Here is a 26,760-nt window from a genome sequence, read left to right as displayed (position 1 = left end):
TAGCTATGTCAGTTTTCGGGCTGCTGGGCTAGTATATCGGCTGGAAAAAGGACTTAACTAGAAAACATAACCGCATGAATAATACTGATAAGCTAGATTCCCACACCCCAATGATGCAGCAGTATTGAAAAATATAACATATCCAACTGATTATATTGAAAATTAAAAATAGTCATATAAACATAGGTTACATATGGGCTACTTTTTGAGATATCAGGCAAGAAATTAAAAATTTATTATCACCATCATATTATTCACTTCTTAATAATTAGCATTGAAAGGTAATGTTTTTGGTTCTTTGTGCATGTCAATGGCTTGTCTTTGTGGCAGAATCATAAAGCTATGCAATCATTGCATTGTTATTAACACAGCATATTTTTATAAACTTTTAACACCTTACCTCAAAAAGGATAACAAAGTGGACAGAAGTGCAGTTGATACAATTCGTGGGTATTGTTATCAGGTTGATAAAACGATTATTGAGATTTTTTCGTTACCACAAATGGATGACTCGATTGATATAGAGTGCATTGAAGATATTGATGTCTACAACGATGGACATTTAACTGCAATACAATGCAAATATTATGAAAGTACAGATTATAACCACTCCGTTATATCTAAGCCCATAAGATTAATGTTGTCACATTTTAAGGACAATAAAGAAACAGGGGCGAATTATTATCTTTTTGGGCATTATAAATCCGGTCAAGAAAAGTTGACACTCCCATTAAAAGTCGAATTTTTCAAATCTAATTTCCTCACCTACACTGAAAAAAAAATCAAACATGAGTACCATACAGAAAATGGGCTTACCGAAGAGGATCTACAAGCCTTTTTGGATCGGTTAATTATAAATATCAATGCAAAATCATTTGCTGATCAAAAAAAACAAACCATACAAATAATAAAAAACCATTTTCAATGTGAAGATTATGAGGCAGAACATTATCTTTATTCTAATGCTTTCAGAAAAACATATGATATCTCTTGTAATAAAAAAGAAAGACGGATAAAAAAATCTGATTTTGTTGAAAGCATCAATAAATCAAAAGTCTTATTTAACATATGGTTTTACCAATATGAAGGAAGAAAAGAATATTTAAGAAAACTAAAAGAATCTTTCATACGCAGAAGTGTAAACACCTCTCCTTATGCTCGTTTTTTCATCTTGGAATTTCAAGACAAGACTGATATAAAAACAGTTAAAGACTGTATATATAAAATACAATTAAATTGGTCTAATTTATCTAAAAGAGCAGATCGACCATATTCTCCTTTTTTACTTGTTCATGGCATCAGCGAAGATAAGTTATACGAATTGAAGAATCAATTATTCAATGAAGATCTAATTTTCGCTGATGGATACCCTTTTAAAGGAAGTGTATTTACTCCAAAAATGTTAGTCGAAGGTTTTTCAAATAAAGAAATCCACTTCCAATTTATCAACGACATAGATGACTTCAATGAAATACTGAACAGTATTCATATAAGAAAAGAAGTTTACCAGTTCTATACGGAAAACTGCCTTGATATCCCATCCCACCTACCCCAGGTAAACATACAAGTTAAAGACTTTGCCGACATAAAGGAGATAGTGTAATGAGCAGGAATAATGATATTAATGCAGAAGTAGTATCAGTATCGCCAAATAAATTAAAAATTTCCGTAGACGATCTTGAAGAGTTTAAGATAGCAGAAGAAAAATTAGGTGTAGGATCTTATTTAAGGGTTTCAGATAATCAAGACGTTGCTCTTCTGGCGATCATAGATAATTTTTCTATTGAAGTTAAAGAAAGCCAAAAGCAGAAATACATGATAGAAGCAAGCCCAATAGGTCTTGTTAAAAATGGAAAATTCTATCGCGGTGGAGATTCACTTGCACTTCCTCCTAAAAGAGTGGAACCAGCGAAATTAGACGAAATAATATCCATATACTCAGATAGTATCGATATAAATGATCGCTTCACTTTTTCAAGCTTATCGCTTAACACCAAAGTATCCGTACCTGTGAATGGAAATAGATTTTTCAATAAACATATCGCTATCGTAGGTTCAACGGGTTCAGGTAAATCCCACACTGTTGCCAAAATACTTCAAAAAGCCGTAGATGAAAAGCAAGAAGGTTATAAAGGATTAAACAATTCTCATATAATTATTTTTGATATACATTCTGAATATGAAAATGCATTCCCTAATTCAAATGTATTAAATGTGGATACATTAACTCTTCCATATTGGCTATTAAATGGCGACGAGTTAGAAGAACTTTTTCTTGATACAGAAGCAAATGATCACAATCAGAGAAATGTGTTCCGTCAGGCAATAACATTAAATAAAAAGAGACATTTTCAAGGAGATCCAGCCACAAAGGAAATAATAAGCTTTCACTCGCCATATTATTTCGATATTAATGAAGTCATCAATTACATTAACAATAGAAATAATGAAAGAAAAAATAAAGATAATGAACATATTTGGTCAGATGAGGAAGGGGATTTTAAGTTTGACAATAAAAATGCGCATAGGTTATTCAAAGAGAATTTAACTCCTGATGGAAGTTCAGCCGGTGCATTAAATGGAAAACTTCTCAATTTTGTTGATCGATTACAAAGTAAAATATTCGATAAGAGATTAGATTTTATTCTGGGTGAAGGTAGCAAATCCGTAACATTTAAAGAAACATTAGAAACTTTAATAAGCTATGGAAAAGATAAATCAAACATTACAATACTTGATGTAAGCGGTGTTCCTTTTGAAGTACTTAGCATATGTGTATCATTGATATCTCGGTTAATTTTTGAATTTGGTTATCACTCAAAAAAAATCAAAAGAAAATTAAATGAGAACCAAGATATCCCAATTTTGATTGTTTACGAAGAAGCACATAAATATGCTCCTAAAAGTGATCTGAGCAAATACAGAACATCCAAAGAGGCAATTGAGAGGATTGCCAAAGAGGGAAGAAAATACGGTGTAACCCTTCTCCTTGCAAGTCAAAGACCTTCTGAAATCTCAGAAACAATATTTTCTCAGTGTAATACTTTTATTTCAATGCGGTTAACGAACCCAGACGATCAAAATTATGTTAAACGTTTACTGCCGGATACAGTAGGTGATATTACAAACCTCCTACCATCGCTTAAAGAAGGTGAGGCCTTAATCATGGGGGATTCAATATCAATACCTTCCATTGTAAAAATAGAAAAATGCACAATGCCGCCATCCTCAATTGACATCAAATACCTTGATGAATGGAGAAAAGAGTGGGTAGATTCAGAGTTTGATAAGATAATTGAACAATGGAGTAAAAGTTAATCTCATAAATGGATTCACTCTTATTCAAGAGTGAATCCATTGATATCATTTATATTAATGTTTCTTTATATAATTTAGTCTGTCATCAGTAATCAACGAACCGATAGATTCTCTTATATCGCCAATAGTTTTAAGAACCTCTTTTAAAATATCATCATACGAAATTATTATTTCCGGATTTGTTTTTACTATATATATTCCATCTATCATAAACTCGGAAAAATTAACACTACGGTTGTGTTTCATAAATTCAAAACCGAATATATTCGTTTCATTAAATAAAGGGATATCTTTATATGCAATGTTTTTGTTTTCTTTCATAAGAGATTCTGAATCTTTAAACACGGCAAGTTCTAATTGTAATATTTTCTTGAGTAGGCCATCGTTTAGATAGGGAACACTATCGAGTGTTAAATTAATATATAAACCTTCAAAGGGTCTTGGCGATATTATATCAGGAATGAAATTGTGTTTAATTAAATTATTTAATTCTTTTAATATAGCAGAACTATATGCTTGGTGGACCATCGCTGGATGGAGTCGTTGAGTATAACCCAAAAGAATATCGCAAATTGCATCAATATCGTCTTTTCTTTTTGATAGAATTGTATAATGTTTATCTTTGAAGTATGCTAAAAAAATCTCCCTCATCAGCTCAAGATTATATGGCATACCTTTTGGATTATCTTTATGCTCCTCTCTATACTTCTCTATTTTTACATTTAATTCATCCAATCTAAGCTCTTCAAATGTTTTGCTTTTCTTTCCATCCCCAGTTATTTTTTCTAAAAACGACATAGCCGATCTATCATATATTAGGCTAAATGTCTGACCATTTAGTTCATCTTGTCTAAAACCAACTTTTGTTAGTAATAAATTGAAGAAATAGTCTAAAACACTTGCATGAGCATTTAATATTGAACCAAGATTGTATTTAAGATACCGCGATACATTATCATTCGCATCTGATGAAAGATGCTTCCTACCTTTTGTTTTTTGACTTTCATCTACTATCAATTCATTTGCATATTCCTTTAAGTTATAAATCTGACTTTCAACACCCTGACAATAGCTATAAATACTTTCAATGTATTGTTCTTCAATCTTCATGTTTAATTTCCTTTTAAATAAATTTTACCGAAGAATAATCATTCTAATTAAATTTCAAGTGGTTATGCAAGTAGTTATGCAAGGTATGACTAAGAGAAGCTCCGCTTCTCTTGTCCCTTGTTTTTTCGCCCTTCGGTTGAAAAAAAGGAAGTCAAAGTCTCAACCATAATATTGACATAAACTGAATTTCTAATATAACTGTATTATAAGTGTCGCAAGGATTGCTCACTATGTAGCGAATACATACACATATGAAAAGGAGTTTCTATGAGTAATACAATAATCTTATCCTATACAAATAATTCCCAACTTATTTGTAATAATCAAACATTAAAGTCATCTAATGAATCATTACGAATACACTGTATGTCGTTCCTGCTATAAATGTTGAAGCCTGGAAATCATTGTCTGACATATCCCAGAAGCTAAACCGCCTTATAAGCCATCTTGATGCCAAAAGCAGTAATAGTGAGCTAACGAAAACAGAGATCTTCGCAGTAAAGAGACAGATTAATGAGCTTCGTTCGTGCCTGACAGCTTCTGAACCATCCGTCAGGTAAAATTCTCGCATGAAAGGGATGCAACGGATTAAAAGACACAAAAACTTTATCAATGTCGTGAAGTATGTGTTGAAGCCTGGTTCTCACCATAGTGAAGCTCCCATTGTGATAGGGGGCAACATGACAGGTGATTGTGTAAAGGAACTGATCTCAGAGTTCGACACAGTAAGTATGCTCAGAACCGACATAGAAAAACCCGCATGGCATAACTCCCTTAGACTTCCTAAAAATGACGAACTCACAAATGATCAATGGATAAAGATAGCCGACGATTACATGACTCAGTTAGGTTTTAGTGACACTCACCTTCGTTGTTATGTTCTTCATGATGATCCTGTTGGTCAACACATACATATAATTGCTAACCGAATAGACTCTGTCTCTGGGAAGATTAATTTAGGAAGACATGAAAGTTTGGTCAGTGGCCGGATCATTCAGAGACTTGAAATCAAATATGGGCTCACGATAACAAAGGCGGCAGATCCGAAAAAACCAGCAAGTTCTGTTAAAGGGAAGAAGCTCTCGCGGAACGAAACTATGTATGAGAAAAGAACTGGTGAAGTTTGCAATAAAAAAGAATTGCAAAATATTATTGATAAAAGTCTAACTGGAAAGCCTGAATTGAATACTTTTATCAAACGGCTCGAAGATAACCAAGTAGCCTGCAAAGCTAACAGAGCTTCGTCAGGAAAAATGAATGGATTCTCGTTTGAATACCAAAGCGTTGCATTCAAAGCCTCACAACTTGGGAAAAAGTATTCCTGGTCAAACTTGCAGAAGCTCCTCAACTACGAGCCTGAACGCGCAGAAGCTTTGCGAACTGACATATCTCCAATTTCACCAGCGAAGCAACAAGGAGAATCGCTAACTATTGCTGAGAAAATAGCTTCGCTTACTTCTGCTATTGCCCTAACTCCTATAGCTAAGGCTTCTCTTGCTCTCCCTGTTGCTCCTACACCTGCTTCGAAGACGGTAGTTAAAGAAGATAAGCGGCAGCAGATACTCAATGCCGTTTTCGATTTACAAAATAGCAAGAAAATCAGACAAGTAAGACCTCGTCGCTTCATGGTTTGGATAAAATCCATTAATGCATTGAAATTATTAGGTTTTTGTTTGTTGTATGCATTCCGAAAATTCAAAAGAGTGATGAACATCCAAGCCTTGCCACCCTTTTTACAAACCCAATCCCAGGCAAGCTTTAACCAACTGAAATAACGAAGAATTGCCATGCTTTAAAAGTAAGCATACTCGCTGGAAGGGATAATGCGTTGATTTCATGTGAAATTATCGATCGGTTTTACAGATCAATAAACATATCTTGATAGACTATACCTATTATAAGTGTGACATCGATCGGTACAAACGTTTTTACTTCAGGCCGGTAAACATCGAAGATTCATCGAGATACGCCTAAACGCAGTTAAAAATTGTCCATCTGGAAAATAAAATGAAAAAATATACATTTGTTGCAATCATACTTTCTACTTTCTTACTTGCTGGTTGTGATAGCGAGCCTTCAGAAAATGATATTTCGAATGCATTAAATAAATCGATAGAAAGTGGGAATTCTGCAATTCGAGCTATTAATCCAAATGCATCACAAGAAATGCTTAGGAAACTTAATTCTGTTAAGAAAATTGATTGTATAAAAAAATCTGACAAAACTTACAAGTGTAATGCAGAAGTAGCTATTAATAATGAAAATAGAACAACTTCAGTTACATTATTGAAAACCGAAGATGGCTGGAAAGCAATCGGCAACTAAATCGATGTTAGCCAAAAAGCTCCCTTCTGGGAGCTTTTTTTTCTAAATCATCACAACCTAACTCTCTTCCGTGTATCACTTTTATTTTTAATTCTATTAGTTATTTCACGCTTCTCATACTGAGCTTTTAACTCAACATAGACTTGATCTAATTTAATTTGATTACTTTCTATATAATCTACAAGTGCGCTAAATTGAACAAAAATCAACTCTTTGTTTTGTAAATTATTTATAAAGTTGCTTTTCATATATTTGAATGCGCTGCAAAACATTTGCATGATATTGTCAACGTTATTAGTTGAACAACAATATTTTGGGATTGGGCTAAAATATTTTATATGGTAGCCCACAAAGAGCAGGTATAGCTTGTATGTATATATTTCATCTTCTGGACTGTATGTATTAGTAATATATTTATCAATAAGTATGATAAATTGCTCTTCTTTCGATAGAGACTTTCTTCTGTTTTCTTTTTTCATATGGTTGCATCCTTGCAATCTATAATCGTCTTCCTGACGAACATATATATAGTTTTATCATATTATATAAATTAATCAAGCATTCCGTAAACATTTATTTACATCGTAATGTATTAATTCCATATTTAAGTTAGTTTTCGGTCAGTTCTTCTTCTATCTATTAGTGGTAACGGCTCATCTAAAATATGCTTAGTTATATTGTGTTTAAATGCATTATATTGCCACAATACAAATTGTTGTTTTAAGTTTCGATTTTCCACTTCAAGAAGTTGAAGCCTGGATTCCAGATGAAAAATTCTTTGAGAAGCAATAGACAGTGAAGAAGGCTTTTTGAAATTATTATGATTATCCTTAATACCATTCTTCTTACTTTTAAATGCCTCTTTTATCTCGCTATGATAAGACAAAGTTTGTCTACTCGGCCTATTACTAAGAAAGGTGGCACATTCTTCGCAAAGCTCTTCCCAGGTAATTTTCGGCTTACTCCAACCCAGCAACCTATTCATAATAAGAGTTTTTTCATTTTTAGTTAATTTTTTTGACATGAATAATTTCCTTTTTATTATTTAATAATTTTTCCGCATTATAGGTTCTTGATAAGTGTGAGTAACTTTTATTGGATAATCGAACGAATGATCCTTCAGGAACCTCCTTACTTTCTAATATACTAATTAACTCTTGCAATCGTTCCTTTATTTTTAAATGGAAGCTTAACCACCGATCTTTATCGATTTGACGATCATTTTCATTTGTATCTTTTCTTGTCGTTTCAATTAACTCATTAGTTTCTGACAATCGTTCTTTGAGTCTGGTTAAACTATCAAGCGAACCTTTAATGCAGATTTGCTCTGAACAATTTAAGCAATCTCTGAACTTTTCACATGGAGATATAGCGTAGTCATGAATGCAATATCCAAACTCTGTCTTATGAACAGCCCCATGACTAACAGATAAAAAGCTTTCTCTTGAAACAGGGTCACGGACTTTTATATTTTCACTAACTGTATAGTTAGTTGAGGAGCGCTTTAAAGATTCATATTTTTCGATTATCTCCTCTTCACTAACATGATTGTAAACCCTGTTTTGTTTTATGCTGGCTCTTCCTGACCATTTAGCTACTTCGTATTCAGTCATGCCCTTACGTTGAGCTATAGTATTTAATAGATGTCTTATTTGATGGGAGTGAAAGTGAAAGTTCTGTTTGTTCCCATTTTGATATTCGTGTCTTTCGAAAATATTTTTTCTTTTTTCTTGGTAATAAGTATCACTATAAAAAGAACTTGTATGAGGTGTATATAATTCTATTATGTTATCAGACTTATTTAAATGAAGGCTATCTTTAAAAAACAAAAAAAGTAAATCACTAAATCTGATATTTTTATTTTTGTTATACCATGGAAATCCCTCAGGAAGACGGCTTTGCAATTCCTGCCATAAAGTTCTCAATGAATATGTATTATCATGAGATTTGATAGATAAACGTTTTAGAAGCTTTATTCCTTCTTTTTCTGAAATTGATTCATTTAACAAAACCTCACAAACCTGAACAGTTGTTAGTAATTTACTCTCGGAATAGCGGCTAAATCTTGTCTGTTTATGGAACGCTTCAAAATTTAACTCCATAAGCTTTGCAAACATTCTGGGTTTATTAGTTAACCTTCTTACTCTATCAATTGCTTTTTGAGTGACAGGAGCCATGACACTCGGAATCCATTTTATATCTCCTCCGTAGCCTTTTCCTGCCCAAAAACGTAAGCCCCATTTTTCATTACCTTTCTGTGTTGTATTCGTGAATACACAGTCAATTGATAAAGATAGAACTTCTGAAATACGTGACGGTGCTGACATTAATAAAGCAACAACAGATGTTGTAAAAATATCTCGTTTATCTGTTAACTCCTGGCTGAAAATATCTGCGAAGATATATATAATTTCTTCATTTGGTATTTTTTTATTATGTTTTTCTTTATCTTCTAAAAAATAATCTTGCTTAAATCTGATAGGATTTTTCCATCCAGCTATATTTTTATAGGTTAGTTTATTTTTAAATAAAAATGAACATATACCTTTTAATTCCCGACCAATAACATAAGCATAATTATTACTATACCTATTTTTAATGAATGAAATAATTTCTTCAAGGATGCTATAATTGACAAAGCATATATTAGCACACCCATGTGTTTTAAGAAGTATATATTCAACGCACCTTAGAGTGGCGATTACTACCCCTAATCTATTTGATTCAAAAGAATATTCATGGGTAATATATGCTTTTGCAAAATCGATAAAATCCGAATTCATTTTTTCGTTATGAAAGTGTTCTTCACTTAATTTAGTAAATTTTATTTTTTGTTTTTTTATAACCCACACATCCGAACCCCAGGAATTATGCATATCATTTGTCGCCTTATCCTGCATATTACTAATGAATAAACTCATAGAGTTGGTAACGTTTCGGATCTGTATGTCTTTTATATTAATTACACTCATTACCACCTCCTGATTTTATTACATTGCACTTTTTAATAACTTCGTTTACAGCTACGATTGTTCGATCTAGCGCCGTTGTAACTTTTATATCCTCTGTAATATCCGAAATTCTTTTCCTTTCTTTTATAAGAAAGTCATATAGCTCATTATGAGGAGCCTCTATCCAAGGTTTGAAATATGGACATGTGTAGCAAGGAATTGGGACGGGAGCATTGCAATCGTTACAATTGGAGCAGTTACCTGAATCCTTACCTTTATGGTTTTTTATTTTAATACTCCCAGTATCCGAATTAACTAATTCCCCTTTGAAGGCTTTAGCATAGTTCAATATACTTCCAGCAACCATGTCGTCTATTTTGTCTGCATGTTCTGGTATATTTTTCACATAACAAGCTACAAACTTTGTCGAACGATGGTCTAATAATTCCGCTATAATACTCTCTCCATAGCCCTCTTGTGCAGCCCTTGTCCCTAACGAATATCTAAATCTTCTTGCATTGATAACTTTTGCGTATTCCAATGAGTCAATATTATTTGCGATTTTTTGTATTTTGCATGTAATCAAATTAGATTTGATATGAAAATAGTCAGTTTCTAATAATCTTGAAAAATCATTGTTATTTGTAATTACATTTAAAGCTTCAAGATCAATAAATAATGGTAGTTCTGCCAACTCATCATTAGTTAAATCTCGGCCCACTAAATTTTCTACAACATTAATATTCTCCTCACACAAAATAATGATCAAGTCATTAAGCTCTTCCGTTATTTTTAATTTTTTAAATTCAGATCGAAAGGCACCACTATGTTTTGCTCTTGGATATTTTAATGCTATTTCATTAGAATGAATATCGGAAAGGCTCAATATGTCTTTCAATTTTAAATGCGAGGTTTGTATTGGTCTACGCCCTGTGTATGAGGTTATCAATGCCATAACTAATTCGGAAATTTTAATAATTCCTTTTTCATATAATAAAATAGCGCCTTCGTTAAAATTTATTATGTCATTTTCTATCAATGGACCTTTTCTTAAATCCATCGTATTTACCATTTCCCCTATACGTCTTTTTTTTGTTTTACCCTCACACAAAACTTTAACCTGATAATCAGTTACGCCTGGATATTCTAAATAAAGCCATTTTTTAAAAAAAACTCTCATACTTTCAAGGTGATCTGATTTATTGTTTATTGCTTGCTTATGATAGTTTATTACAGAAAGATCTGTTATTAGACCATCTTTTGAGCTTTTCAAAAAATCATTAAAAGCCCAGAACATTTTCTTTGTATAAGAAGTAGACCTTGTTGTAGCAAAAAAACTTAATGTATTCAAAAAATAGTCATGGTGCGATGAATGTAATTTTTCAAGAATTAGACTTATATTCAATTTTACATTTTTATCTAAAACCCATGCAGGATCTGCTAATGAGAACTTATATCTGCTATTTGCTGTGATCAATTCATAATCTCTTCCTCTGCACTTTGTATTATTTATCATTTTCCACTCCTCTATTTCTACGACTTAATCTTTCTTGCAATCTTACTGAAGCATCATTAGCTTTCTCTTTTACAAATCTTTTATTATATTTTTCGGCTGTTCCAGAATTCGGTCTCCACCCCATTACTTTTTCCCTGATGACTCCCTGTTCTTTTTCACTCACATTAAGTGAATCCATTAAGCAAGAAAAGTTGTAATTCCAAGTGTGACGAAATTTATGACCTGTTAGACCTTTTAGTAAAAGATCACACTTACTGATTGTAGATAAAATTTTAAAATAACCAGATTTACTCAATGGCTCTCCCTGAAAGGGTCCAGATTTATATGTTATAAATAAGAAGTCAGATTTACCTTTTGCAAAGAGCTTTCTATCATAAATGATATAATCCATCAATTTAGATGATAATTCATTACTTAATGCTAATGCTCTGCCAAGGGTTTTAACCAGTGGCTGATTTAATCTCGGATCATTTACCTCGTCTGCTCGCCTTCGAATGTAAAGCATTTGTTCTTGAAAATTAATATCTTCAATTTTTATATTTAATAATTCACCACCTCTAATCCCCAATTCAGTTAGAACCATTATAATTATTGCATTTCTATTTCTTACAATAGATTCGAATGGATTATCGGGTGAATGAGGATCGATACTTTTCATTATTATATCTACTGCACTATCACTCAATGCTTTATCTCCATCTCCAGCGCACTCACTATCGTTATAGTAATTACAAATTGGCTTCCTTGCTTTTATAGTTTTAAGCATTTTAGACAGATGAGTTTTATACTTTGGAAAATCATATTGTAGAAGTTCTTCTGTTAACCATGAAAGATAAGCAGTAATATTATCTAACCTATTGCATAAAGTTCTTTTTGACACATAATCAGATTTATGTCGCATACCTTTTTTCAAATCAGAAGTCTTGGAAAGAAAAATAATCAAATGATCGATATCCCTTCCTGACAAATATTTTCCACTTAAAATATATTCTTCTATATCGATATTTTTCTTCTCCATGAATCTATAAAACAGAGAAAGATTAACTGCTTTTGATTCTATTGTAGCAATAGCATGTCCACTATTTCTAACTTGTGTCGTTAAGTATAAATTAGGATGAAAAAGTGGTATTCCTGTTTCTTTATTTATTATGACGCAATATCTTTCCCCTGAATCAAGAGGGAATTTATTGACTTTTATTTTACTCATATAGTCTCCTTTTTTGCATTTTTATTAGGTGTAACACTTATAATTATTTTGGCAATATTAATCTTGCACTTTTAGGATTTTTTATTGCATAACGACATGTTTAGGAAGGATATTTTTTGAGAATCTTGCGATTCCCCTGCAGGGGAATATATAATCCTTTCTGTTTACCTGAGAATAACTAACGCCTTCTTCATATCATATAACAAGCCAATGTGCGTAAAAAACGTAAAAAATCATGCAAAAAAAAGTTACTAAACTTCTTTATTTTTTGCATTTTGCCAAAGTAATTACTTTATATATATTCTATGTTTTTTCATAATTCAAATTTATTTTTAATGAGAGATACTTATTTTAAATGTTTATTTTTTTGATTGCTTTATTGCTATAAATTAAAACATGATACAATACATTGTTGCTTATAAATGTATTTGCTAAGGAAGGTTTATCATGAGGAAGATATTGAAATCATTTTTAATTGGATTATCAATTATCATCGGATCTGCTGGTTCTCTTTTCGGAATATATTCATATTTCTTTCCTAACCCACCGGATATGCACAGAAAAGACGATATAATTGGAACCTGGACAACAAATTATTCATATTCGTATGATAACAAAGGAATTGTTGTCTCTGTAAAGGACAAGACCTCTTATTTCTCAAATGGAAAATACAATGTTAGCGGAAAAATATCTTATAAAGCAGATAAAATCAACAACTCTGATATTTATGTTTCTTATTTAGTCAATGGCGCGGGGGAGTGGGAGATAAATAATAAAGAATTAGTTATCTCTTTAAACAATTTGAAATCAACTCCTGAGAAAATTATTTATAATGGAGAAAATATTGATCTTAAAAACCTCTCTCTATTAGAAAATATCACACATAAGAAATTCCCGGTAGTTGAAGACATGATGGCTAACGGTGCAAGTCAATCATATAGATTAATAATTGATGAGCATAATTACAAAACACTTGATGTGGTAAATCCATTTGGAAAAGATTTCAATATAGAGATGTATAGAGAAAAGTAAAAAATACATTTCTGATATACACGGCCAATGCAGAATTGGCCACGTTTATCTATTCATCAAAGACATCATTCAACGTATATCTTTCCTGTTCTGATTCCGAAGCACGAGCTATATTATCTAATGTTGACGTAAAGATTTCGTTCCAAATATTTCTTTCTTCTTTAATTTTCCACTTCTGAAACAGAGCATTTTCAATTGAAATCCATACCACGTCTGCGTTTGGCTCTAATAGGATTTTCTTGAAGTCATCATCAGAAATAATAAGAGCATGAGATATAATTAAGTTTATATCTTTTGAATTATTGGCAATCTTCCAGAAAGGTTGAGGTTCGCAGAAATCGATCAATGATTTGAAAGCTAACCCACGCACCTGAGCCGCGTGCATTGTGTTACTTACTTTGTGGTTATCTCGCCAGGAACGAAGATCCTTTAAAAGATAATTTACTCGCTGGTTCCTCGCTTTGCTGTCTTCCGATTGATATTGGATGTAAGACGGGCCATCACCATTCTGCCGATAACGGGCCAGAGTTTTAACACTGACACCGAGATAGAGAGCAGCTAAGTCAGCACTCAATGTTGAATCGTCAGGCATATCGCCGAATAGTTTCCAGACTTCTGAAAGGCTTCTCAGGGTTTCAACTGTTGACATACTTCCTCCACTCATTGAATTAGTTTTGAGTTACTTCCTCAATTACTAACAATTCATTCAAACACTCGTTTAATCTTTTAATACTTAGAAAATGTCCTGATACAAAGTTAGAAGCAAGCCAAAAGATTACATTCAAAAACTTAGGATTTGATGTGAATTCACATAGAATAAAAGCTAAAAATCTTGCTAAGTTTTCCTCACATGTTAATCCATTTTTTATTTTAATTATAGCACTACAACAAATATAAAATACTCTATCTATTTTTGCACCATATGAATTTTTAAAAGAAAAATCTATATCGCTAAATTTTGCATTGAATATTTGATTTATTGTATAGTTTTTTTGTAGATAACTTATAAATAACTGACTAATAAATGCATACAGATTAATTTTCTCATTGAATCGCCCTGAATATTGTTTAATTAACTCCCCTAAAAAAAATCCTGATTCGTCATTCTTAGAATATGCCAGATTATAAAAATCTTCTATTGATAGAGGGTAAGGATACATTCCTAAACTATGTAAAAATACTCCCTTTTCTCGGTCACGATAAGAAGTATGTTGGGCTGCTTCATTGATGTATTTATGAAAATCGATAACCTTCATATTTAAAGTTTTATTGAAAAAAATGCACGCTATCAAATCGGCAGTGAAATATTGTGTTTGGTTGGTAAAACTTGCATAAATATTTTTCAAATAATTATCGCCAACTATTCCACGCAACATATTTAGTTCATAAGGTAAATCCCCTATCTTGGGATAAATTATTCTTATTTGCTTTTGAATTTCATCAAGATTTTCAATAAACTCTCTGTGATAACTTTTAATAGTATCAGATGTATTGATATTAATATTACCTTTTTCATTAATGCCTATTGTTTTGTATTCATCCTCTTTTATCACTTCCAGCCACTGCTTGATTGCTTTTACATCCTCTTCTATTAATAAAAATTTAATATCTTTCTCAATGAAAAAACTCGCAAGTGAATTCATGCAAATGTAGCATATTGTAAATATATCCGTTGATACATTAGCTTCAATGTCTTCGCCTCCAGGTTCAAAATCTTTTATCTTAATTTTCATATCCGTAAGGCCGATCATTGCTGCTTTAACTGGTTCATTTTTAGCTATCATTTCCAGTTTAAAGTTTACAGGAAACTTCTCATTTATAAATATATCATTATTTTGTTCGACTTTAGGTAATATATCTTTTATGACATTTATCATTTCTTGTGGGTCTTCAGATAAAATTATAGACTGAAAAACATCCGACCCATCATTTGATTCATTTCTAATTTTGTGAGCTAACCGTAATACAGCCACATATGCAGGCATTCTCTCTTTTAAAATAAGCTTTTTCATCCCCAATTTATTTACTTCATCATATTTGCTATTTAACAATACTTTTGCGACAGGTGAATCACTACTTATAAAATAATTGCTATTTAGTGAAACACCAGTAACAATAAGCTTTGTTAACTCTTTGCCAGTATCATTATAGCGAACTCCACAAACCACACCATCTACATCTTCAGAAGGAACAAACTCTCGATTATGTTTTTTTGACATCATTATCTGTAAACAGATATGCGATACAAACATATAATTTTTTTCAGGGGATTCCAAAAAAAATTTGATAGCTAAATCATGTCCGAACCTTGTATATCCCAAAGATATCATTGTGTCGCTTAATCTAAGCAAACTATTTGTTGGCTCTGTGAAGTCTTTATAATTAATTTTGTTTACAACATTCCCTATTGCTTGAAAATTTTTCATTTTATTATAAACATTAAGTTTCAATCTAATGAAATCAAGATCTTTGCTATTGTTATTTTCCTCAACTATCAACATTGCCTTTTCCATATCATTGTGGGAAAAGTAAGTAAACAATGCCATTGTCTGTATTGATATAGGTTTATCTTTGTTATCAACAACATAATTAAGAGAACTAAATGCTTTATACAAGCCCGCTTCGAATAATCCCAAAAGGTATTGTTGAACAATCGGAGAACACCAATAGCTTTCCTTTCCGTCAATATACATTTTCAATATATTACATAACTGATTATTCCGCTCAACCTCTCTCAAATCCTCTGAAATATTGTATATGAAAGCTGAATTTATTGATTTGAAATCGATGCTGTCACAATCAATTATTTCTTCAACGATATCATCAATTATTTTGCTTTTTTTTCTGCTTATATCGTTCTGTTCGATATATAAATATAATTTTAACTTGCAGAAAAGCTCACTCAATCTTCCCGTATCGGTTTGTATTGAGCCACCTTTGTCGATCCATTCAATTAAAATGGTATCTTCTATTAATTCTCTTGCAAGGATAAAGTCTGATAAAGAAATTACATTATTAGATAGAATCCTTTTGGCTATATTATCCTTATAATCATTATCATTTCGACATTTTCTAATAATATTAACAGGATGACTTTCTTGCTCTTGATCATCAAGATACAGAACACGAAAATTATTTGCTATTTCATGATCTATCCTAACAACGGATTCTATATTTTTTATACAAATATCTCTCAGACGTACATCTGATTCTTTCGTGAACAAGTAGCAAGGAACAATTACATTAAAAAGTCTAAGATCAGTTCCTTCGCTATCATTATATAATTGGAGGGTTTCTTCTATTAATATGCAAATTTGATCTTTTTCTACTTGTGATATAAGCCAATAATCTTTACCAATTACACTCTCATTGATTAACATTCCTTTCGCAAATAAATGTATTACACTGGAATTATAACTTGGGAAATAGTCTACCAAAAATTTTGCGACCTCTAATGCAACCTCAAAGCATTTTACTCTGAACAAACCTGATATTAAACCAATCAATTCTTCTTCGGTAAAACTATGCTTACCTGCTGAGGCTCTTTCCAGCAATACATCCTTACTTAGTGTTAACTCAAGCAACAAAGCCCTGCTAAAAGGGCCTTTAACCTCCGTTGCATCATACCTCTTCATCATCCTGTCTTCACCAAACTTGTTAAATTCAAGCCTTAACAATAGAGATAGTGACAGATCTTTTATCATTTCGTTATTTGATGATAAAACTATATTATGAAGAATAGAAAAATCTGAATATGAATTCGGTTCTTCAACTAAATCGGCTTTTATTTTTAGCAATAAAAAAAGATCGTCAATTTCTTTAGTTTGGTTTTTGATAGATGAAATTAAATCAATTTTCTTTTTTGCATCAATTATTTTTCTATTTGAAATGTCACTTAATATTTCTTTAACAGGTTGTCTAAGATCTTCTGGCACTGTTGAATTAATGAAGTTATTATAATTCTCAATGAATAAATTTTTATCACGGGCGACATTGTCACCTTGTCCATTGTGTGTTTGGTTCAAACTTTTCATTATTCACTTTTTCCATTAATGATCTTATCTCTTCCAATATTATCGCCTGCTCCATTATGTGTCTGTTGTATTGAGACTATTGAGGTTTTAGGAATATTTGCAAGTGCATTCATCACTTCTGGGCTGGCTTTTAAATGCTTTTCAATAGCCTTTTCACTCATTTCATCATTTACTTTTAACTTCTCGATTTTTTCTGCCAAAAGTTCAGCATGTCCATCACTTGTGATGAATTCTGTTAGTCTCTTTTTAATATTATCTTTTGTGAAGGATATTCCAACCAACAGTAAGTCATAGATAGCTCTTGAAACTATTGCTGTGGTAATAGGTTCCATAAATTGGTCCTCGCTTTATTTGATTTATTCACTCGTTTAAGGGCGGATACTTACCCGAAGCAAGTAACGCATTGTATAATTTAGGAGCAGTCATCAGCATATGCAACTCAATCCTTTGTAATGCTTCAAAAATCCGCTCTTTGTCGGGTTCTGCATAGCGTTCAGTTGGATCGGTGCTATTTCGGTGATTTAGCAATCTTTTAACAACAGCGTATGAAGTGAGTTCCTCTGCAACTCGGCCAAAGGTTCTCCGCAGATCGTGCATTCCCAGCTTCATAATCCCCGCCTCTTGGCAGAGATTTTCCCGCAAACTTTTACTGTCTGAATAGTGTCCGACCTTACTCCTTGGTGAACGTGCAGGAAACACCCATTTTCGCTTGTCCAAGCGAGTTTCAGTATCAGCGACAATATCAAACCTATCTTCAAGGATACGCTTCACCCCATCACATATAGGAAGCTCGTGGTCGTTACGGTTTTTCGTGTCGTAATATCGAATTATTCTATTTTTCAGATCCACATAGCTGGTCGTTCTGGCTTCTTCATCTGTAAGAGCCTCTCTCCAACATAGTGAAGCCGTTTCTTCTTTTCTGGTTCCTGTCAGAACGGTCAACAGCAAATAATCACAACCGAGGCGGTTGAAACTTCGCTTGTTGTTTAATGCAATTAAAAACCGCCCAAGGGTATCTTTTGGTGACAAGGGGTTTCGAACACCTTTCGCACGATAGCTATCTTCCAGTTCAGATCGTGTCCTGAACTTCTTCTGCACCTTTAAAATCGAGAATGGATTGTATGATAACGAAGGTTGTCGTTGTTGTGTCTGTGCATTACCCGCTTCGATCTCGATTGCATGTTTAACCGCGACATTAGCCCAACGGAAAGTTTGTTCAGCGGCGGTTCTTGCTCTGCTGGCGATCTCGTCAAACTTACGAAGAATTTCATTACCTGTAAGATCTTTTATCCGAAGGTTTTGCCACTCATTCAAACGATTTTCAGCTTTGTCCAGGACATTGAGCGTGTTGGGTTTAGCTGGTTTCGTTCTGCCAAGTAAATGGTTCCGATATTGGGCAAAAGCTTCACTCATGGTAAGTTCAGCCAAATCGAGTTCCCGCTTAATCTTGTTGGGATTTCTCTTTGTTGCGATCATTGTCTGAACTAATTGTCGAGCTGCTTCCCTTGCCTCATCAATACTTGGAAAATCCGACACATTTCCAACCTTTACCTTCAAGACAGAACTTGGCTTCTTACCCGAACTGACGTTACGATCTGACGAAGATACTCTTCGCTGGATTAGATACGTTTTTTTAGTCACACTGATCTTCACTCCGAAACCGACTGGTGAATCACGGTGATCATCAAAAACTATGTAAGGTTTCTGCTGTGGGTTGGGTTCGAAAACAACTTTACCAGAGCTACTTAGCTCTGGCTTAACATTGACATTTAACTTGTTGATTATAAATGACTGACTGAGAGTTGTTTTCAAAGCATCACCACCATTTGTAGCCCAAGAATGATTAGAAGGTAACTTACCACGCCTGAGCTACAAGTGAGCTACAAATTAATGGGTTTACGTGAGTTTAAAGGGGTTTCACTTGGGGCCACATGAGCACTTGATCGAATATAAAAATGAGTAAAATCAAAATGAAAGAGTCTGCAAGCAAGGATCTATCAGACCACACGCCGATGATGCAGCAGTATCTTCGGCTCAAAGCCCAACATCCTGAAATACTCCTGTTTTATCGGATGGGAGATTTTTATGAGCTGTTCTACAGTGATGCCAAACGCGCGTCCCAGTTATTGGATATCTCACTGACAAAACGGGGGGCTTCCGCCGGTGAACCTATTCCTATGGCGGGTGTTCCCTATCATTCGATAGAAAACTATCTGGCAAAGCTGGTTCAATTGGGTGAGTCAGCGGCTATCTGTGAGCAAATCGGTGATCCGGCGACCAGCAAAGGGCCGGTTGAACGTAAAGTCGTGCGAATAGTCACCCCTGGTACCGTGAGTGACGAGGCCTTACTGCAAGAGCGCCAGGATAATCTTCTGGCCGCCATCTGGCAGGATGCGCGCGGATTTGGTTATGCGACGCTGGATATCAGTTCAGGCCGCTTTAGAGTTGCAGAACCCGCAGACCTTGAAACTATGGCTGCCGAGTTACAACGTACCCATCCCGCAGAGTTACTTTATCCAGAAAACTTCGAGCAAATGTCGTTGATCGAACATCGACATGGCTTACGCCGCCGCCCATTATGGGAGTTTGAGCTGGAAACAGCTAAACAGCAGTTAAACCTGCAATTTGGCACCCGCGATTTAATCGGTTTTGGTGTCGAACAAGCCCATCAGGCACTGCGGGCTGCGGGCTGCCTGCTGCAATATGTCAAAGATACCCAGCGCACCTCCCTGCCCCATATCCGTGGCTTGACCATGGAGCGTCAGCAAGATGGCATTGTTATGGATGCTGCGACCCGTCGTAATCTTGAACTGACGCAGAATTTATCGGGTGGAACGGAAAACACGCTGGCCGCGATCCTGGATTGCACGGTAACCGCTATGGGCAGCCGCATGTTGAAACGCTGGCTGCATATGCCAATCCGTGATACCAAAGTGTTGACTGATCGCCAGCAAGCTATTGGTGGTCTGCAAGATATTACCGCTGAACTGCAAACTCCACTGCGTCAGGTCGGGGATTTAGAACGTATTTTGGCACGACTGGCACTGCGAACTGCTCGCCCGAGAGATTTGGCAAGAATGCGGCATGCATTTCAGCAACTGCCTGAGATTCATCGTTTATTGCAGCCGGTGAATGTTCCCCATATCCAAAATTTACTGTCGCAAGTCGGCCAGTTTGATGAATTACAAGATTTACTGGAACGCGCAATTGTTGAAGCGCCGCCAGTATTGGTACGAGATGGTGGTGTCATCGCCCCTGGCTACAATGCCGAGTTAGACGAATGGCGGGCGCTGGCTGATGGTGCAACCGATTATCTTGACCGGTTGGAAATCCGTGAACGCGAAAAGCTGGGTCTGGATACCCTAAAAGTCGGTTTTAATGGTGTTCATGGCTATTACATTCAGGTTAGCCGTGGTCAGAGCCATCTGGTACCGATTCATTATGTTCGCAGACAAACGTTGAAGAATGCCGAGCGCTACATCATTCCAGAGCTGAAAGAGTATGAAGACAAAGTTCTGACCTCGAAAGGCAAGGCTTTGGCGATTGAAAAAGGCTTGTACGAAGAAATATTCGATCTGCTGTTGCCGCATCTACCTGAGTTACAAACCAGCGCCAATGCACTAGCCGAACTTGATGTTTTGGCGAATCTGGCCGAAAGAGCCGAAACACTCAACTACAACTGCCCTGTACTGAGTGATAAACCGGGGATCAAAATTACTGGCGGTCGTCATCCGGTAGTGGAGCAGGTGCTCAGTGAGCCTTTTATTTCTAACCCGCTGACACTCTCACCTCAACGGCGAATGCTGATCATTACTGGCCCGAATATGGGCGGTAAAAGTACCTATATGCGCCAAACCGCATTGATAGTCTTACTGGCACATATGGGCAGCTACGTTCCTGCGGACCAAGCCACTATTGGGCCAGTTGACCGCATCTTTACTCGAGTCGGTGCTGCTGACGACCTGGCATCCGGCCGCTCAACCTTTATGGTCGAAATGACAGAAACGGCCAATATTCTGCATAATGCCACCGAACAAAGTTTGGTATTAATGGATGAAATTGGTCGCGGCACATCAACCTATGATGGCTTGTCATTAGCTTGGGCCTGTGCTGAAAATCTGGCTAGCCGTATCAAAGCCATGACGCTATTTGCTACTCATTACTTTGAGCTAACGACCCTGCCGGAAAAAATGGAGGGGGTGGTCAATGTTCATCTTGATGCATTGGAACATGGCGAAACCATCGCCTTTATGCACAGTGTACAAGATGGTGCGGCGAGTAAAAGTTATGGTTTAGCTGTTGCAGCCTTGGCCGGTGTGCCACGGGATGTGATTAAACGCGCGCGGCAAAAACTGAAAGAGCTGGAATCGTTGTCGAACAATGCCGCGGCAAGCAAAATTGATGGTTCGCAACTCACGTTGCTAAATGAAGAAGTATCGCCAGCAGTGGAAGCCTTAGAGGCATTGGATCCCGACTCCCTATCACCACGTCAGGCGCTTGAGTGGATTTATCGCCTGAAAAACATGGTGTAACCCAGTTAACGGTTAATTGTCGCCATAAAAAAACGGTGAACATCAGTTCACCGTTTTCGTGTTTTCCAGACTGTTTGCGATAGTATCGCTATTCGCGGAACAATGCTTCGATGCTCAGGCCCTGCGCTTGTAGAATTTCCCGCAAACGACGTAACCCTTCAACCTGAATCTGGCGCACACGTTCACGTGTCAAACCAATTTCACGGCCAACATCTTCCAGTGTTGCAGCTTCATATCCTAACAGACCAAAACGACGGGCCAGAACTTCGCGCTGTTTTGCATTCAATTCGAACAGCCATTTAACGATACTTTGTTTCATATCGTCATCTTGCGTGGTGTCTTCTGGGCCATTTTCATTTTCGTCAGACAGAATATCTAACAAGGCTTTCTCTGAATCGCCGCCTAAAGGTGTATCAACAGAAGTGATACGTTCGTTAAGGCGCAACATACGACTCACATCATCAACTGGCTTGTCGAGTTGCTCTGCAATCTCTTCTGCGCTCGGTTCATGATCTAATTTATGAGAAAGTTCTCGCGCTGTACGCAAATAAACGTTTAATTCTTTAACGATATGGATAGGCAGACGGATGGTACGGGTTTGGTTCATTATTGCCCGTTCAATTGTCTGGCGTATCCACCATGTGGCATAAGTGGAGAAACGGAAACCGCGTTCTGGGTCAAACTTTTCCACTGCACGGATAAGACCGAGGTTACCCTCTTCAATCAAATCCAGCAGCGCTAAACCGCGATTACTGTAACGGCGAGCAATCTTCACTACCAACCGCAAGTTACTTTCGATCATACGCCGACGTGAAGGCACATCTCCGCGCAATGCACGCCGGGCAAAATAAACCTCTTCTTCTGCGGTCAACAACGGCGAATAACCAATCTCACCAAGATAGAGCTGTGTCGCATCCAGCACTCGCTGGGTAACACCTTGCGCCAACAGCTCATCTTCTGCTAACTCGCTTTCAGTAGGTTCATCTTCTACTAATGCTTTTTCATCGAAAATTTCAGTTTCCGTACTGTTTTCATCAAAATCAGCATCTTCATGCAACTCGTTAACTTTCAGCGTATTTTGGCTCATATGCTGCTCCTACCCGTGAATCCGGCGAGCAGAATACAGCGTATTCTGCCCAATCTATCGCTGCGGAAGGTAACGCAGCGGGTTTACGGATTTCCCCTTGTAACGAATTTCAAAGTGCAATCTTACTGAACTGGTTCCGGTGCTACCCATGGTTGCTATTTTTTGACCCGCCTTCACTTCTTCTTGTTCCCGGACCAGCATTGTATCGTTATGAGCGTAGGCGCTCAGGTAATCATCATTGTGTTTGATGATGATTAGATTACCGTAACCACGCAGTGCATTCCCGGCATACACAACTCGCCCATTTGCTGTAGCGAAAATTGGTTGCCCACGAGAACCGGCGATATCAATCCCTTTATTGCCCCCTTCGGAAGCAGAGAAACTATCGATCGTTTTACCTTCAGTTGGCCATTTCCAGTTACTGACTGGACCACCATTACTGGTAGGGTCACTGATAGGGCTGCCTGGTGCGGTAACAGGTGCGGTTGTAGCGACAACTGCTCCTGACGATGGCAACATTTTGCCAACATTCTGTTTACCCGAGTTTTCAGAATACGCGCTAGTTGATTGAGAATCAACCGTTGTAGTTGTGTTCTGAATATTTGCCGGCGGTTTCGTTAGTCCACCTGATGTGGCATCTGTCGCGGCTAACATTCCACCGCCAGAACCATTACCCAACTGGATAGATTGCCCCACATTGAGACTATAAGGTTCAGCAATATTGTTTTTTGCCGCCAGATCACGGAAGTCATTCCCCGTTATCCAGGCAATATAAAACAGTGTGTCACCACGTTTAACGGTATAGGTATTACCGCTGTAGCTTCCTTTGGGAATATTATCGTAACTACGGTTATAAACGATGCGTTCACCCGAGCTATTAGTGTCCGAGCCACTTAGCATGGTACCGGAACGATCACCACCGACACTGCTGATTGGCGCAGATGTTGTATTATCATTACTACAACCAACCAACCATAAACTCATAACCGTACATGCCGCTACCCGGCGTAATGTAATCATTGGGCTTCCCGTGCTCATGCTTCCCCCATGACAGCAATATTAAGCGATATATCCAATATAGATGCGCGCATGCTATCAATAGCGCCCCTGCCATACCATATAATTTATGTTACTGATTTTTGTCCAATCTTTAGCACAAAAAAACCACACTTCGACTTTAGTCGAAAATTAAGACTGAAATAATGGTTTTTTTTCAGGCCAACTCCCCTTTAACTAAAGGCACAAAACGCACCGCTTCTACTGTCTCGACCTTGAATTCATTGTTACGGCGCTGCACACACTTCAATGTTTGAGCCTGTTCTCCCACAGGCAGAACCAATATCCCGCCCTCATCCAATTGCTCTAATAAAGCATTAGGTATTTCTGGTGGGGCGGCGGTCACAATGATCGCATCAAATGGCCCGCGTGATGCCCAACCTAACCAGCCATCACCATGACGGGTAGAGACATTATGCAGATCCAGCTGTTTCAGACGACGTTTTGCCTGCCACTGTAACCCTTTGATTCGTTCAACTGAGCACACATGTTCGACTAAATGCGCCAAAATAGCGGTCTGATAACCCGATCCGGTGCCTATCTCTAATACGCGCGAAGTGGGTGTCAATTGCAACAACTCCGTCATGCGCGCCACCATATAAGGCTGAGAAATAGTTTGCCCAGAGCCTATAGGCAAGGCTGTGTTCTCATACGCTTTATGGGATAACGCCTCATCAACAAAACGCTCACGCGGCACCGCTTCGAGAGCTTGTAACAAGCGCTCGTCCTGAATACCTTGCTGACGTAACTGCATCAACAATGTTTGCATGCGTTTATTTACCATTCCCCGTCGACCTCATATTGGTTAATCAGCCATGCTGGCTAACCAGTTTTCAACCACGTCTTGAGCCCCATAGGCCGTTAAATCAACCTGCAACGGCGTGATAGACACATAACCCTGCTCAACAGCTGCAAAATCAGTATCCTCCGCAACATCAAACTTCTCCCCAGGAGGGCCAATCCAATAGAGATCTTGCCCACGCGGGTCTTGCTGACAAAATACCTGCTCTGCCGGATGACGGCTACCACAACGAGTCACCCGCATTCCTTTAATTTCAGATAAGGGCAAGTCAGGTACATTAATATTCAGTATCTTGCCAGTGCGCAACGGTTTATGTTGTAACGCACGCAATATACGGCAAGTGACCGCTGCCGCCGTCGCATAATGCTGATGCCCATTGAGTGAAACCGCTAAAGCAGGAAAACCCAAATGCCGCCCTTCCATCGCTGCGGCTACCGTACCTGAGTAGATAACATCGTCCCCCAGATTAGGACCAGCATTAATGCCAGAAACCACGATATCTGGCCGCGGGCGCATTAACGCATTGACCCCCAGATAGACGCAATCTGTTGGCGTACCTTGCTGTACTGCAATATCGCCATTCGATAAAGTGGTAATGCGCAAGGCGCTATCTAGCGTCAATGCATTGGAGGAGCCGCTGCGATTACGATCGGGTGCTACGATTTGTACCTGCGCGAACTCTCGCAATGCGGCAGCCAGCGTCTGTATGCCCGGCGCAGTAATACCATCATCGTTACTCAGCAATATCCGCAGCATCGGCATTATCCTGATTCATGATTTCGCGCACTACACTGGTAGCAAAACTACCGGCGGGTAACCAGAAGCTGAGTTCCAACGTAACTTCATCCCACCAGTTCCATGCCATATTCTGCGGTTTCAGCAAAATGGCCCGGCGTGCCCCTTCGACACGTTCGCGTTTAATCAGCGCCAGTAACTCGGTTTGATCCGCTAAACATGTCTGCTCGAAAGTTAATGCTGCGCCTTGAGTACCCAACTCACCATCACCGGGCAATGGCGCAGTAATATTCAGTTCGCCCGCATCGACTCGCTGCTGTAACAAGGCCAACTCATCAGCTGCGGCCACAAACCAACTGCCGCGCCCCGAGAGCTGTAATGCATCCCCTTCCAGCACCGTCGTCGCCTGCTGTTGAGCCAAACGCTCACTGCTAATCAGGTTGAACATGGCGCTACGGCTGGCGGATAAGTAAAAGCTGCGTTTACTGCGCTCTTTCACCCGAATTTCATTATTCGCCCACAAGCGAGCCTGCACCAGATTATTGCCACCACGGCCAAATCTCTGGCTACCAAAATAGTTAGGTACGCCATGCGCGGCTATCTGTTGCAAGCGTTGTTCTACGTCCTGATTATCTGTTATGTGGCGCAATACCAAGGTAAAAGCATTGCCCTTCAATGAACCAATACGTAACTTTCTTTTCTGCCGTACAGACTCCAGCACTTCACAACCTTCCAGCTCGAAAGTCGACAGGTCCGGCGCTTCTTTACCCGGCAAGTGCAGACAAAACCACTGCTCGGTAACAGCGTGACGATCTTTCAAGCCCGCATAGCTCACCAGCCGTGGGTGAATTTTGGCGAAACGCGCCAAATAATCAGCAACAAATTGGGTGTTACAGCCATTTTTGCGGATACGAACCAATAAATGCTCGCCTTCACCGTCCGGCTCAAAACCCAGATCTTCCACTACCACAAAATCTTCCGGGTCGGCTTTTAAAACGCCACTTGCCTTGGGCTTGCCGTGCAACCAGGTTAGATTGTCCATATCCATCAGTTAT

21 protein-coding genes are annotated in these 26,760 nt (G+C 37.3%); 6 read left to right on the top strand and 15 right to left on the bottom strand.

What is annotated here, in order from left to right:
• Nucleotides 1–418 precede the first annotated feature (418 nt).
• Nucleotides 419–1,603 carry a DUF4297 family anti-phage-associated protein gene (locus tag QSV56_RS05300; RefSeq protein WP_301211176.1) on the top strand — a complete coding sequence of 395 codons (1,185 nt, stop codon included), beginning with the start codon at nucleotides 419–421 and terminating at the stop codon, nucleotides 1,601–1,603.
• Nucleotides 1,603–3,318 carry an anti-phage-associated helicase HerA gene (herA, locus tag QSV56_RS05295; protein ID WP_301211174.1) on the top strand — a complete coding sequence of 572 codons (1,716 nt, stop codon included), beginning with the start codon at nucleotides 1,603–1,605 and terminating at the stop codon, nucleotides 3,316–3,318. The genes QSV56_RS05300 and herA overlap by 1 nt, the downstream gene beginning before the upstream one ends.
• Nucleotides 3,319–3,372: 54 nt before the next feature.
• Here herA and QSV56_RS05290 read toward each other — a convergent pair whose 3' ends face one another.
• Entirely contained in the window at nucleotides 3,373–4,428 is a 1,056-nt protein-coding gene (locus tag QSV56_RS05290; RefSeq protein WP_301211171.1) for a hypothetical protein, read from the bottom strand.
• Between the two features lie 569 nt (nucleotides 4,429–4,997).
• Here QSV56_RS05290 and QSV56_RS05285 point away from each other — a divergent pair.
• Both QSV56_RS05285 and QSV56_RS05280 read left to right on the top strand, forming a co-directional pair.
• A complete protein-coding gene (locus QSV56_RS05285) occupies nucleotides 4,998–6,203 on the top strand; it encodes a relaxase/mobilization nuclease domain-containing protein (RefSeq protein ID WP_301211168.1) in 1,206 nt (401 codons plus the stop codon).
• Between the two features lie 232 nt (nucleotides 6,204–6,435).
• Nucleotides 6,436–6,753 (top strand): cell wall-binding protein, encoded by a 318-nt coding sequence (locus QSV56_RS05280; protein ID WP_301211165.1) that lies wholly within the window; start codon nucleotides 6,436–6,438, stop codon nucleotides 6,751–6,753.
• A gap of 50 nt (nucleotides 6,754–6,803) precedes the next feature.
• On the opposite strand, the gene QSV56_RS05275 is transcribed toward QSV56_RS05280, so the two are convergent.
• The 5 genes from QSV56_RS05275 to QSV56_RS05255 all read right to left on the bottom strand — a co-directional run bounded on the left by QSV56_RS05275 (nucleotide 6,804) and on the right by QSV56_RS05255 (nucleotide 12,427).
• Nucleotides 6,804–7,232 carry a hypothetical protein gene (locus tag QSV56_RS05275; RefSeq protein WP_301211162.1) on the bottom strand — a complete coding sequence of 143 codons (429 nt, stop codon included), beginning with the start codon at nucleotides 7,230–7,232 and terminating at the stop codon, nucleotides 6,804–6,806.
• Nucleotides 7,233–7,357: 125 nt separating this feature from the next.
• A complete protein-coding gene (locus QSV56_RS05270) occupies nucleotides 7,358–7,777 on the bottom strand; it encodes a hypothetical protein (protein WP_301211160.1) in 420 nt (139 codons plus the stop codon).
• Nucleotides 7,758–9,725 (bottom strand): hypothetical protein, encoded by a 1,968-nt coding sequence (locus QSV56_RS05265; RefSeq protein ID WP_301211158.1) that lies wholly within the window; start codon nucleotides 9,723–9,725, stop codon nucleotides 7,758–7,760. Before QSV56_RS05265 ends, QSV56_RS05270 begins: the two co-directional genes overlap by 20 nt.
• Nucleotides 9,712–11,220 carry a site-specific integrase gene (locus QSV56_RS05260; protein WP_301211155.1) on the bottom strand — a complete coding sequence of 503 codons (1,509 nt, stop codon included), beginning with the start codon at nucleotides 11,218–11,220 and terminating at the stop codon, nucleotides 9,712–9,714. The genes QSV56_RS05265 and QSV56_RS05260 overlap by 14 nt, the downstream gene beginning before the upstream one ends.
• Entirely contained in the window at nucleotides 11,210–12,427 is a 1,218-nt protein-coding gene (locus tag QSV56_RS05255; RefSeq protein WP_301211153.1) for a site-specific integrase, read from the bottom strand. The genes QSV56_RS05260 and QSV56_RS05255 overlap by 11 nt, the downstream gene beginning before the upstream one ends.
• A 447-nt stretch (nucleotides 12,428–12,874) precedes the next feature.
• Between QSV56_RS05255 and QSV56_RS05250 the strand changes: the two genes are divergently transcribed.
• Entirely contained in the window at nucleotides 12,875–13,459 is a 585-nt protein-coding gene (locus tag QSV56_RS05250; protein WP_229893703.1) for a hypothetical protein, read from the top strand.
• A gap of 49 nt (nucleotides 13,460–13,508) precedes the next feature.
• Here QSV56_RS05250 and QSV56_RS05245 read toward each other — a convergent pair whose 3' ends face one another.
• Genes QSV56_RS05245 through QSV56_RS05230 form a run of 4 tightly spaced genes read right to left on the bottom strand, consistent with a single transcriptional unit; the run spans nucleotide 13,509 to nucleotide 19,305 of the window.
• Nucleotides 13,509–14,108, bottom strand: a complete 600-nt coding sequence (locus QSV56_RS05245) for a hypothetical protein (RefSeq protein WP_301211147.1) — start codon at nucleotides 14,106–14,108, stop codon at nucleotides 13,509–13,511.
• A 19-nt stretch (nucleotides 14,109–14,127) separates the two neighbouring features.
• Nucleotides 14,128–17,493 (bottom strand): hypothetical protein, encoded by a 3,366-nt coding sequence (locus QSV56_RS05240; RefSeq protein WP_301211145.1) that lies wholly within the window; start codon nucleotides 17,491–17,493, stop codon nucleotides 14,128–14,130.
• Nucleotides 17,493–17,825: a hypothetical protein gene (locus QSV56_RS05235; protein ID WP_301211142.1), complete on the bottom strand. Its 333-nt coding sequence runs from the start codon at nucleotides 17,823–17,825 to the stop codon at nucleotides 17,493–17,495. Before QSV56_RS05235 ends, QSV56_RS05240 begins: the two co-directional genes overlap by 1 nt.
• Before the next feature lie 28 nt (nucleotides 17,826–17,853).
• Nucleotides 17,854–19,305, bottom strand: coding sequence for a tyrosine-type recombinase/integrase (locus tag QSV56_RS05230; protein WP_301211139.1), 1,452 nt, complete (start codon nucleotides 19,303–19,305; stop codon nucleotides 17,854–17,856).
• A 158-nt stretch (nucleotides 19,306–19,463) separates the two neighbouring features.
• Between QSV56_RS05230 and mutS the strand changes: the two genes are divergently transcribed.
• Complete coding sequence (mutS, locus tag QSV56_RS05225; protein WP_301211326.1) at nucleotides 19,464–22,025, top strand: DNA mismatch repair protein MutS; 2,562 nt, start codon at nucleotides 19,464–19,466, stop codon at nucleotides 22,023–22,025.
• 88 nt (nucleotides 22,026–22,113) lie between these two features.
• On the opposite strand, the gene rpoS is transcribed toward mutS, so the two are convergent.
• The 5 genes from rpoS to truD form a co-directional block, all read right to left on the bottom strand.
• Nucleotides 22,114–23,112: an RNA polymerase sigma factor RpoS gene (rpoS, locus tag QSV56_RS05220; RefSeq protein ID WP_005167303.1), complete on the bottom strand. Its 999-nt coding sequence runs from the start codon at nucleotides 23,110–23,112 to the stop codon at nucleotides 22,114–22,116.
• 54 nt (nucleotides 23,113–23,166) lie between these two features.
• Entirely contained in the window at nucleotides 23,167–24,132 is a 966-nt protein-coding gene (gene nlpD, locus QSV56_RS05215) for a murein hydrolase activator NlpD (protein ID WP_050131928.1), read from the bottom strand.
• A gap of 193 nt (nucleotides 24,133–24,325) precedes the next feature.
• Nucleotides 24,326–24,952, bottom strand: a complete 627-nt coding sequence (locus QSV56_RS05210) for a protein-L-isoaspartate(D-aspartate) O-methyltransferase (RefSeq protein ID WP_005167299.1) — start codon at nucleotides 24,950–24,952, stop codon at nucleotides 24,326–24,328.
• Nucleotides 24,953–24,973: 21 nt separating this feature from the next.
• Nucleotides 24,974–25,726 (bottom strand): 5'/3'-nucleotidase SurE, encoded by a 753-nt coding sequence (gene surE, locus QSV56_RS05205; RefSeq protein ID WP_019083927.1) that lies wholly within the window; start codon nucleotides 25,724–25,726, stop codon nucleotides 24,974–24,976.
• Entirely contained in the window at nucleotides 25,704–26,753 is a 1,050-nt protein-coding gene (gene truD / locus QSV56_RS05200) for a tRNA pseudouridine(13) synthase TruD (RefSeq protein ID WP_050869869.1), read from the bottom strand. Before truD ends, surE begins: the two co-directional genes overlap by 23 nt.
• Nucleotides 26,754–26,760: the final 7 nt, after the last annotated feature.

It is taken from the genome of Yersinia sp. 22-579, from assembly GCF_030433455.1.
Lineage (GTDB): Bacteria > Pseudomonadota > Gammaproteobacteria > Enterobacterales > Enterobacteriaceae > Yersinia > Yersinia enterocolitica.
The sequence above is the reverse complement of the archived record's forward strand: the minus strand, read 5'-3'. Positions and strand labels throughout refer to the sequence as shown.